The organism is Inhella sp. (assembly GCF_027532025.1).
GTDB lineage: Bacteria > Pseudomonadota > Gammaproteobacteria > Burkholderiales > Burkholderiaceae_C > Inhella.
Genome location: NZ_JAPZSY010000054.1, coordinates 22,037 through 31,984, shown reverse-complemented (window position 1 = coordinate 31,984; position 9,948 = coordinate 22,037). Strand labels below are relative to the sequence as shown.

8 protein-coding genes and 1 tRNA gene are annotated in these 9,948 nt (G+C 67.0%); 6 read left to right on the top strand and 3 right to left on the bottom strand.

Features of this window, described 5'->3' with window-relative positions:
• From O9335_RS08950 to O9335_RS08930, 5 genes are all read left to right on the top strand, one after another.
• On the top strand, window positions 1-1,989 hold a 1,989-nt coding region (locus O9335_RS08950), incomplete at its 5' end, for an ATP-binding protein (protein WP_298386792.1).
• Window positions 1,990-2,063: 74 nt separating this feature from the next.
• Complete coding sequence (locus O9335_RS08945) at window positions 2,064-2,747, top strand: response regulator (protein WP_298386789.1); 684 nt, start codon at window positions 2,064-2,066, stop codon at window positions 2,745-2,747.
• A 58-nt stretch (window positions 2,748-2,805) separates the two neighbouring features.
• Window positions 2,806-2,881: transfer RNA gene (locus O9335_RS08940), tRNA-Phe, on the top strand.
• A 191-nt stretch (window positions 2,882-3,072) separates the two neighbouring features.
• Complete coding sequence (locus O9335_RS08935; RefSeq protein ID WP_298386785.1) at window positions 3,073-3,414, top strand: helix-turn-helix transcriptional regulator; 342 nt, start codon at window positions 3,073-3,075, stop codon at window positions 3,412-3,414.
• Window positions 3,414-4,808 carry a type II toxin-antitoxin system HipA family toxin gene (locus O9335_RS08930; protein WP_298386783.1) on the top strand — a complete coding sequence of 465 codons (1,395 nt, stop codon included), beginning with the start codon at window positions 3,414-3,416 and terminating at the stop codon, window positions 4,806-4,808. The genes O9335_RS08935 and O9335_RS08930 overlap by 1 nt, the downstream gene beginning before the upstream one ends.
• A 359-nt stretch (window positions 4,809-5,167) precedes the next feature.
• Here O9335_RS08930 and O9335_RS08925 read toward each other — a convergent pair whose 3' ends face one another.
• Window positions 5,168-5,989 carry an alpha/beta hydrolase gene (locus O9335_RS08925; protein WP_298386781.1) on the bottom strand — a complete coding sequence of 274 codons (822 nt, stop codon included), beginning with the start codon at window positions 5,987-5,989 and terminating at the stop codon, window positions 5,168-5,170.
• Window positions 5,990-6,013: 24 nt separating this feature from the next.
• Window positions 6,014-6,994: an NADPH:quinone oxidoreductase family protein gene (locus O9335_RS08920; RefSeq protein ID WP_298386779.1), complete on the bottom strand. Its 981-nt coding sequence runs from the start codon at window positions 6,992-6,994 to the stop codon at window positions 6,014-6,016.
• A gap of 164 nt (window positions 6,995-7,158) precedes the next feature.
• Between O9335_RS08920 and O9335_RS08915 the strand changes: the two genes are divergently transcribed.
• On the top strand, window positions 7,159-7,761 hold the full coding sequence (locus O9335_RS08915) for an OmpA family protein (RefSeq protein ID WP_298386777.1): 603 nt from the start codon (window positions 7,159-7,161) through the stop codon (window positions 7,759-7,761).
• Between the two features lie 73 nt (window positions 7,762-7,834).
• On the opposite strand, the gene O9335_RS08910 is transcribed toward O9335_RS08915, so the two are convergent.
• Complete coding sequence (locus O9335_RS08910) at window positions 7,835-9,895, bottom strand: S9 family peptidase (RefSeq protein WP_298386775.1); 2,061 nt, start codon at window positions 9,893-9,895, stop codon at window positions 7,835-7,837.
• Between the last annotated feature and the right edge of the window lie 53 nt (window positions 9,896-9,948).

Below are 9,948 nucleotides of genomic sequence, written 5' to 3'. Positions count from 1 at the left end.
TACCAGTTCGTCTCGCGCTCCATCGAAAGCTGGTTTGACGTCGAAGTCGAAGGTGCGCTGGCGGCCGGCCTGAACCTCGGCCGCGCCACGCTGGACACCCTGGCGGCCGATCTGGGCAACAAGACGCGGCAGGCGGCCACGCAGATCTCGGAGACCCCCGACGCCATGGCAGGCCTGGCGCTTGAGCGCCTGCGCGACCAGCTGCAGGCCAGCGACGTGGTCCTGTGGAGTCCCTCCGGCCAGGTCATCGCCAGCGCTGGTGAGTCGCGGTTTTTGCTCAAACCGGAGCGCCCGTCGGTGCAGCAGCTGCGCAGCGCGCGCACGCAGCGCGTCGTCACGCAGATCGAAGGCCTGGACGAGGTGGTGTCGGCAGGCAATGGCGAGTTGACCGCGGGCGGCGCCACCGGCCCCGCCGCCAATGTCGGCACCGCGCCGCGCATCAAGGCCATCGCCGTGGTGAACAACCCCAACGTGAGCGCGCTGGGGGACTCCCGGTATTTGCAGGTCACACAGTTGTTACCTGAAGGCCTGGTGGCCAATGCCATCGCCGTGCAGGAGGCCAACCGCGAATACCAGGAGCGGGCGCTGGCGCGCGGCGGCCTGCGCAAGATGTACATAGGCACCCTCACGCTCAGCCTTTTCCTGGCGGTGTTTGGCGCCGTGCTGCTGGCGGTGGTGCTGGGCAACCAGCTGGCCAAACCGCTGCTGGTGCTGGCCGAAGGCGTGCGCCAGGTGGCGCAGGGCGACCTGACACCCAAGGCCGCCCTGCAAGGCAAGGACGAGCTGGGCGGGCTGACCCGCTCATTTGCCGACATGACGCAGCAGCTGTCTGACGCCCGCTCGGCCGTGCAGCAAAGCATGAGCCAGGTCGACGCCGCGCGCGCCAACCTGCAAACCATCCTGGACAACCTCACCGCCGGCGTCATCGTGCTGGATGTGCGCGGCCGCATCCAGTCGAGCAACCCCGGCGCGACGCGCATCCTGCGTGCACCGCTGGCGGCCTACCATGGCAAGTCGCTCGGTGAAGTGCCCGGGCTGGGCACGTTTGCCAAAGACGTGCAGACGCAGTTTGCCGATTACCTGAGCGACAACGCCCCGCATGCGCTGGAGCACTGGCAGCAGTCGTTTGAGCTCAATGCGGCCATGACCGGCGCGCCCGACAACGCCACCACGCTGATCGCGCGCGGCGCCAAGATGCCGGGCACCGAAGAGTTTTTGCTGGTTTTTGACGACGTCTCTGAAATGGTGTCGGCGCAGCGCGCGCAGGCCTGGGGCGAGGTGGCGCGCAGGCTGGCCCACGAGATCAAGAACCCGCTCACGCCCATCCAGCTGTCAGCCGAGCGGCTTGAAATGAAGCTCACCGGCAAAGTGGGCGAGACCGAGCAGTTGCTGCTCACCAAGTCCGTGAAAACCATCGTCGACCAGGTCGACGCCATGAAACGGCTCGTCAACGAGTTTCGCGATTACGCGCGCCTGCCTGCCGCCGAACTCAAGCCCGTGGACCTCAACGCCCTGATCGGCGACGTGATGCAGCTCTACCTGAGTGACCCCTACGCCGACGGCCACGGCGGCCGGCGCAGCGATGCCGCAGCGTCTGTGCCTGTCGTCACCGAGCTCGACCCCCGGGCCCCGCCGATCCAGGGCGACGCCCAGCAACTGCGCCAGGTCATCCACAACCTGCTGCAAAACGCGCAGGACGCCCAGGAAGGCAAGGAGGGCGGGCGCGTCACCCTCAAGACCGAATATTCCGACACGTCCAAACGTGTCCGCCTGAGCGTGCGCGACAACGGCACCGGCTTTCCCGAACACATCCTTAAACGCGCCTTCGAGCCTTACGTCACCACCAAGGTCAAAGGCACCGGGCTGGGGCTGGCGGTGGTCAAGAAAATCGCCGACGAGCACGGCGCGCGTATTGATATTTCCAACCGCGTGGTGGACGGCGCGGTGCAAGGAGCGCAAGTGTCGTTATCATTTGCAGTTGTGGCATAACAACACATTCAGTAACACTTCGATCTCGAACTAAATTACGGCATCGCAAACAACAGGCAGGCAGCAATTCAATCATGGCAAATATTCTGGTGGTCGACGACGAACTGGGCATACGCGACCTTCTCTCAGAAATTCTGAATGACGAAGGGCACCAGGTCGAGCTTGCCGAAAATGCGGCACAAGCCCGCGCCGCCCGCAGCCGTTCCAGGCCAGACCTGGTGCTGCTCGACATCTGGATGCCCGACACCGACGGTGTGACCCTGCTGAAGGAGTGGTCCTCCAGCGGCCTGCTCACCATGCCCGTCATCATGATGAGCGGCCATGCCACCATCGACACCGCTGTGGAGGCCACCAAAATCGGCGCCATGGCGTTTCTTGAAAAACCCATCACCCTGCAAAAACTGCTCAAGGCGGTGGAGCAGGGCCTGACCAAGACGGCAGCCCGAAAACCCGCAGTCCTGAACAGCAGCAGCCCCGCAGCGCATGCCGCCGAACTCACCGTGGAGGCCGTGATGACCGGCGGTGTCCTTCCCGCGCCGGTGGACCTCGGCCCCCAGGCCACGCAGAGTTTCCTGCTGGAGAAACCGCTGCGCGACGCACGCGACGAGTTTGAAAAAGCCTACTTCGAATTCCATTTGGCCAAAGAGGGCGGCTCCATGACCCGCGTGGCGGAAAAAACCGGCCTGGAACGCACCCATCTCTACCGCAAACTCAAGCAATTGGGTGTGGATCTCACCCGCGGCAAGCGCGGTCTCTGATCTGGTATCTGCCCACCGGCGGGGCAGCCCTTTCGGCTGATATATAATCTGAGGCTCAGGCCCGGTAGCTCAGTCGGTAGAGCAGAGGATTGAAAATCCTTGTGTCGGTGGTTCGATTCCGCCCCAGGCCACCAAGGTATTCAACGAAAAAGCCCAACTCTCCCGAGTTGGGCTTTTTCGTTTTTGGGTCGTGTCAGCGCTGTGTACGCACGGCTCGGGGGCTTTCTGGCATGCCGACCGTGATTGCAAACTTGACGCGCTGACGGCCCGAGGCAAAATGTCCGCAATCGCGGTCTCTAAAGTTTTTGAGACTGAGATTGCAGCCATGAAGCGCAACGAACACCCCCTGATGACCCCAGAGCGCCTGGACGAGGCCCGCCAGCTCGGAGAGAAGCTGGCTCGCCTGCGCATGGCCCGGCGGATTCGGCAAGCCGACGCCGCCACGCGGGCCGGGCTCTCCCGCTCCACGGCCGTGCTGCTCGAGAAGGGGGACCTCGGCCGCACCCAGGCTCAAATCCTCCGCTACCTGGAGGCGATTGCCCCCGGCGTGAGCCTCCTGTCGCTGCTAAGGGAAGACGACCCGTCGCTGCAAGCGCTGGCCGCGCGCGAGACCACCCAGCGCGTCCGCACCTTGAGCAAGACCGAGCTGGAGCGGCTGGACTTCTGATGGCGCGTAAAAAATCCGAGGTCTACGTCTTCAGCCACATCGGGACAGCCGATGGGCATCGCGATGGGCACCGGTTCGTGCCTTCGGGCATCCTGGGCATGACGGAGACCGACGGCGCGAATGTGCAGAACCGCGAGCGTGCCAGCGAGTTCGCCTACGGCACCGGCTACCTCGAGCGCAAAGAATCCTTCGAGCTGGACCCCGTCAGCCTGGCCTTCGGAGACCCGCAGAGCATCAAGGGCAAGGTGGTCTTCCCGGTCAACGGGCTGGGGGAGTTCGGTGGCCTACGCGACGCCGCCCCCGACGCCTGGGGACGCCGGGTCATCGAGGCGCGCCTGAACGCACCGGCCCATGGCTTGCTGGAGGTGCAGTACCTCCTGCACGCCGGCGGCGACCGGGTGGGCGCACTGGACGTGCGGGAGGCGCGCACGAGCCCCGATTGCCCTTCTGCCAGCGACATGCATTCGCTGCAGTACGTGCTGCAGGCCGCAGAGGCTGTCGAGAACGGTGCCCCCGTGCCGGCCAACCTCGAAAACTTCCTGGGCGCCGGGCCCTCAGCGGGAGGTGCACGGCCCAAGGCTGCGGTGCGCGACGACGACGGCGCGCTCTGGTTGGCCAAGTTTCCGGCCCAGGGCGACACCTTCGACGTGGCGCGGGCCGAAACCTGCACCTTGGAACTCGCACGGCGCTGCGGCCTGACCGTGCCCGAGGTGCGCTACCTGGACCTGGGCGGGCGGCCGGTCATGCTCATCCGGCGGTTCGACCGCTACTGGGTGAACGCGGGCGAGCCCTTGCCGGAAGGCGTCTTGCAGGACACCCGGCCAGGCGCCGGTCGGGTGGAAGGGCGGCTGCCCTTTGTCAGCGGTCTCACGCTGGCGGCTTGCAGCGAGCTCGAATCGCCCGACAAAGCCTACGCCGACCTGGGCCGCGCCATTCGCCGCTACGTCCACCCGATAGCCGTGCGGGCCAACGCCCAGGAGCTGTTTGCGCGCATGGTGCTCAACATCTTCGTCACCAACGACGACGACCACCTGCGCAACCACGGCTTCGTGCGCGACCCGCGGCTGGGTGGGTGGATGCTCAGTCCGCTGTACGACGTGGTGCCGCGCCCCATCTTGGCCAGCGAGCGCCGGCTCCACCTGGGGGTCGGGGAGCAGGGCAAGCTCGCCACCCTGGACAACGCCCTGAGCCACTACGCCGCCTTCGTGCCCGATCGTCCGATGGCAGTGAGCATCATGCGTCGTGTCTGGGGCGAGGTGCGGCAGTGGAAGACGTGCTTCGAAGAGCACGGGGCCAATGGCCAGCTCATCGACCCGCTCACGCGTGCGTTTCGGGACCTCAGCGACATTGCCTCGCCGGAGCTCGAAGCCGAAATCCGCAAGGGCACGCCATAGAGGTCACATCGGTGGCGCAGGGCGTATGGGTCTGCCGACCGTCTGCTCGCGTGCTCAGCTGTCACCTGTCACCTGTCTCCTGGCAAGCTGTCTCGGAACACATCCCGCAGAAGACTGCCTTCTTCACAGCCGCGACTCCCCATCCCAAGCCGGCACACCAGCGACCCGCCAAAAGAGGGGAAAAGATCAGTCACCAGACATTTCTGCCAGAAACGTAGATGAGCTCCACCAAACCGTGAAACTGGCATGGGCATCACGATCCCGTTCAACCAGAGCCCCCTGCCGCCCCTCGTTGACCGCCCGGAACGACGGCCATCGCGCTCAGCACGCCCACCGTGACGCTGGTGGCCTTGAGCCCGTCAGGCCTTGTCCTGCCCGGCAATGAAAGCCGCGATGGCTGCGTTCACCGGATCGGGGTGGGTGACGGGCGCCATGTGGCCGGCGCCAGGGATGTTCACCGTGCTCAGCCGGGGCAACACCTGGCGCAACTGGGCGGCCACGCCGAGGGCCGAGGCGCGGGAGCGTTCGCCCGTCATCAGCAGGCAGGCGCAGCGCAGGCTCGCCCAGGCGCTCAGCGGCGTGGGCTCGCCGAACAGCGCTTGCCAGTGCCCCTTCACGGCCGGCAGGCCGGCTTGCAGGTTGGGGCGCTTGGCCTCGGGCGTGCTGGCGTAGCGACCCGCGCCCATCCAGTAGTCGACGAAGGCCTCGGTGGCGGCCTCGAGTTGGCCGGCGTCCAGCAACTGTGTGGTGTGGCGGCTGATGGCGTCGATCTCGCGCGCGCCTTCGCTGTCGGGGGCGGCGGCTATCAGCAGGCTGAACAGCACGGGCTCGAAGAGGGTCAGCGAGGCCAGGCGGTCGGCGTGACGCAGCGCGGCGCGCAGGGCCACAGCGCCGCCGAAGGAATGGCCCACCAGGTGGAAGCGCGGGCCGGCGCGCTCGAACACCTCGGCCAGTGCGTCGACTTCGTCGTCCAGGCGCAGGGGGCGTTGGAAGTGCCAGGGCGCGGACTTGCCGCAGCCTCGCAGATCGGGCGCCAGCACGCGGTGTTGGGCGCTGAGCGATTCCATCAGCGCGCGCCATTGGCTGGACGAGCTGGCGCTGGAGTGCAGCAGCACGACGGGCGTGCCGTCGAGGCCGGCCTCGCGCACGAAGGGGGAAAGGGCCAAAGGGTGGGAGGGCATGGCCGGCATTCTGGCCGGCCAGGCTCAGCGCTGGGGCTCGATCACGACCTTGCCCACCACGCGGCGTTCGGCCAGGTCGCTCAGGGCTTGCGGGGTCTCGGCCAGCGCGTAGCGTCGGCTCACCAAGGGGCGCAACTGCCCACCGCGCAGCCAGCCCATCAGCTCCTTCAAGCCCGCGCCCCAAGCCTGAGGCTCGCGTTTCAACCACTCGCCCCAGAACACGCCCACGAGACTGGTGCCTTTGAGCAGCAGCAGGTTGAAGGGCAGGGCCGGGATCTCGCCGCTGGCAAAGCCCACCACGAGGTAGCGGCCGCGCCAGGCCATGCCGCGCAGCGCGGGCTCGGCCAGCGCGCCACCCACGGCGTCGTAGACCACGTCGACGCCGCGGCCCTCGGTCAGGGTCTTGAGGCGATCGCGCAGGTTCTCGGTGCTCGTGTTGATGACGGCATCGGCGCCGTGCGCCGTGCACACGGCCAGTTTCTCGTCGCTGCTGGCGGCGGCGATGACCTTGGCGCCGATGGCCTTGGCGATCTCCACCGCCGCCAGCCCCACACCGCCCGCGGCGCCCAGCACCAGCAGGGTCTCGCCCGGCTGCAGCGCGCCGCGGTCGCGCAGCGCGTGCCAGCTGGTGCCGTAGGCCAGGGTGAAGCTCGCGGCCAGCGCCGGGTCCAGCCCCGGTGGCAGCGGCATGAGCTGGTTGGCGGGCACCAAGGCCTCTTCGGCAAAGGCGCCCAGGCCGCTGAAGCCGACCACCGCTTGGCCGACTTGCAGGTGCGTCACGCCTTCGCCCACGGCGTCCACCACGCCCGCCAACTCGGCACCCGGCGAGAAGGGCAGCGGCGGCTGCAGCTGGTACTTCTTCTGCACGATGAGCAGGTCGGGGAAGTTCACGCCCGCGGCTTGCACCTTCACGCGCACTTGGCCGGGGCCGGGCGCGGGGCTGGGCAGGGTTTGAACGGCGAGGTCCTCGGGCGGACCCCATTGGGTGCAGACGATGGCGCGCATGGCAGTCGAGGCAGGCAGGGAGGCCGCCAGTGTGCCGCCATTCGGTGTGCGGGCGTGTGCGAGTGTGCCCAGCTGTAACGGCGGGCCCGGGCGCGATACATCCAGGTGCAATCGGTCGGCTGAGCGGTCTAGGGTGGGCGTTTTTCGTTGGCGGAGTCAGTCTGATGAAAGTCGTCGTTTGGAGCGCGGTGTTCACTTTGGCCCTGAGCGGGTGCGCCACCCAGGATTTCGTGCGCGAGAGCGTGGCGCCGGTGCAGGCGCAAGTGGGCGAGGTGTCGCAGCGCGTGAATGCGCAGGATGAGGGCCTGAAAGGCTTGGAAGGCCGGGTGAAGGGGAGCGAGGAGCGCATCCTCGCCTTGCAGCAAGAGGCCCAGGCCCGCGCGGCCGCTGCCGGCCAAGTGCGCGAGCCGGGCTTTGCGATGAGCACCCTGCTCAGCGACGACAAGATCAAGTTTGCCCACGGCCGTGCCGAGCTGAGTGCCGACGCGCAAGTCGAATTGAATCGTTTGTTGGACCGCTTGCGGGCGGACAACAAGCCCGTCTACCTGGAAATCCAAGGCCACACCGATGCCAGCGGCAGCCCGGCCTACAACCACCAGTTGGGTTTGCTGCGCGCCGATGCCGTGCGCCAGCACCTGGCGCTGGCGGGCATGCCGCTGCACCGCATCGCCACCATCAGCTATGGAGAAACCGCCCCGCTGGCCGACAACCGCAGCGCCGAGGGTCGGCGCTTGAACCGCCGCGTGCAGCTGGTGGTGATGCGCTGAGCGCCCCCACCGACGCCACATGAACAAGGGGCCCGTGGGGCCCCTTGTCATGGGTTCTTTCGGGCTCAGCGGGTCACTTCTTCGTCGCGTCCACCAGCCCGGGTAGGTGCTCGGCCCCATGCACGATCTGCGCCGTGGACTGGCGCACCGTCTCGCCCAGGGGCTCCACCCGGCCGCCGAGGCATTGGCCCAGGAAGGCCTCGGTGATGGCGTTGAAGCCGATGCGGTTGTTGGGCTTGGCGAAGCCGTGGCCTTCGTCGGGGTACAGCACGTAGGTCACGGGGATGTTCTTCGCCTTCATGGCGGAGACGATCTGGTCGCTCTCGGCCTGCTTCACGCGCGGGTCATTCGCACCTTGGCCAATGAGCAGGGGGCGCACGATTTGGTCGGCCTTGTACAGCGGCGAGGCGGCGCGCAGGATGGCACGTCCCTCCTCCGTCGTCGGGTCGCCCATGCGGATGTACATCTGCTTCTTCAAGGCCTCCCAGTACGGGGGGATGCTGCCGAGCACGGTCTCCAGGTTGGAGATGCCGACGATGTCCACCGCGCAGGCGAAGGTGGTGGGCGTGAAGGTCAAGCCGGCCAAGGCGGCATAGCCACCGTAGCTGCCACCCATGATGGCGACCTTGTCCTTCGTGGTGACGCCTTGCTTCACGGCCCAGTCGACGGCGTCCAGCAGGTCGTTGTGCATGGCCAGGCCCCACTGCTGGTTGCCGGCGTTGAGGAACTTCTTGCCAAAGCCCGTGGAGGCGCGGAAGTTGACCGACAGCACGGCGTAGCCGCGGTTGGCCAGCCATTGATGTTGGCCGTTGTAGCCGTAGCCGTCGCGCGCCCAGGGGCCGCCGTGCACGAGCAGCACCAGGGGCACGGGCTGGTCGGCCTTGCCATCGCCGTTGGTGTCGGCGCCCTTGGGCAGGGTCAGGTAGCTGGGCAGGGTCAGGCCGTCGCGGGCCTTGATTTCAGCGGTGAGCATGGGCACCAGCGGTGCGCCCTGCAGTTCCGGGCGGGCCACGTACAGCGGGCTGAGCTTCTTGGCCTTGCGGTCGTAGAGGTAGGTGGCGGCGACCTTGGAAACGGGGTCGATGCCGACGATCCACTTGTCGTCGGCCCGCGTGCGGCTGGAAACGAAGACCTCGCCGGGGCCCAGTTGCTTTTGCAGCCAGTCGAAGTCGGCCTTCAGGCGCTTGTCGAGGAACTTCCACTCGTTGGTCAGGTAGTCCACCGCGTAGGCCTGCACCACGCCGGTCACGGGGTCGCGCAGGGTGGCGCCCAAGTCGGCGCGCGGGTCTTCGGCGATGAGCTTGCGCTCGCCGGTGCGGGTGTCTTGGGCGAAGACGGCGGTGGTGTCGCGGTCGCGCGAGTCCATCCAGTACAGGGTCTTGCCGTCGGTGGTGAAGCCGATGGGGCCGGTGCTGCTGTCCTCCAAGCTGGTGCTGAGGAAGGGCTTGTCGGCCGCGGCGTTGTCTTTGACCTCGAAGTAGTCGATGCCACCAGCTGCGTTGGGGCGGGCGGCCAGGCGCACCTGCAGGCTGTCGTCCACTTGGAAGCCGGCGTAGCCGTCGCCCTTCATCACCAGCTTGAGTTCGCCGGTCTTCAGGTTCAGCAGGTGCACGTCGTGCCAGCGCGGATCGCGGTTGTTGATGCCAACCAGCACCTCGTCCAGGCGGGTGGTGGAGCCGCCCATCATGCGCACGCGCACCTTGTCGAAGGGCGTGTAGTCCTTTTGTTCGCCCGTGGCCACGTTGACGCCGTAGAGACGGAAGTTCTCATCGCCGGCGTTGTCCTTGACGAACAGCACCTGCTCGCTGTTGCCGGACCAGAAATGGCCGGGGATGGGGCGGTCCTTGGACTCGGTGACGGCCTTGGCCTCGCCCGGCTTGTCCGAAGGCGCCACCCACACGTTCATCACGCCGTTCACCGGCGCCATCCATGACAGCCACTTGCCGTTGGGGCTCAACTGGGCCCCGGCCTTGACCGGGTTGCCGAACAGCGCGGCGCGTGGGATCAGCGGGGTGTCGCCCACGGTAAGGCTGGCGCTGGCCTTCATGTGACCGTGCGCCAAAGAGGCCAAGGGAAGAGCAGCCAACAGGCAGGCGGCCAGGGGCGTGAGCAAGCGAGTGCTGGAAAAGGACATCAAAGGCTCCGAGGGAGTCGAAGAAAGGACGGAAGCTTAGGCAGTTCGACAAC

Excerpts from the sequence above, each read along its gene's own strand:
- O9335_RS08945 (WP_298386789.1), top strand. The coding sequence starts at position 2,064 with ATGGCAAATATTCTGGTGGTCGACGACGAACTGGGCATACGCGACCTT.
- O9335_RS08935 (WP_298386785.1), top strand. The coding sequence starts at position 3,073 with ATGAAGCGCAACGAACACCCCCTGATGACCCCAGAGCGCCTGGACGAG.
- O9335_RS08930 (WP_298386783.1), top strand. The coding sequence starts at position 3,414 with ATGGCGCGTAAAAAATCCGAGGTCTACGTCTTCAGCCACATCGGGACA.
- O9335_RS08925 (WP_298386781.1), bottom strand. The coding sequence starts at position 5,989 with ATGCCCTCCCACCCTTTGGCCCTTTCCCCCTTCGTGCGCGAGGCCGGC.
- O9335_RS08920 (WP_298386779.1), bottom strand. The coding sequence starts at position 6,994 with ATGCGCGCCATCGTCTGCACCCAATGGGGTCCGCCCGAGGACCTCGCC.
- O9335_RS08915 (WP_298386777.1), top strand. The coding sequence starts at position 7,159 with ATGAAAGTCGTCGTTTGGAGCGCGGTGTTCACTTTGGCCCTGAGCGGG.
- O9335_RS08910 (WP_298386775.1), bottom strand. The coding sequence starts at position 9,895 with ATGTCCTTTTCCAGCACTCGCTTGCTCACGCCCCTGGCCGCCTGCCTG.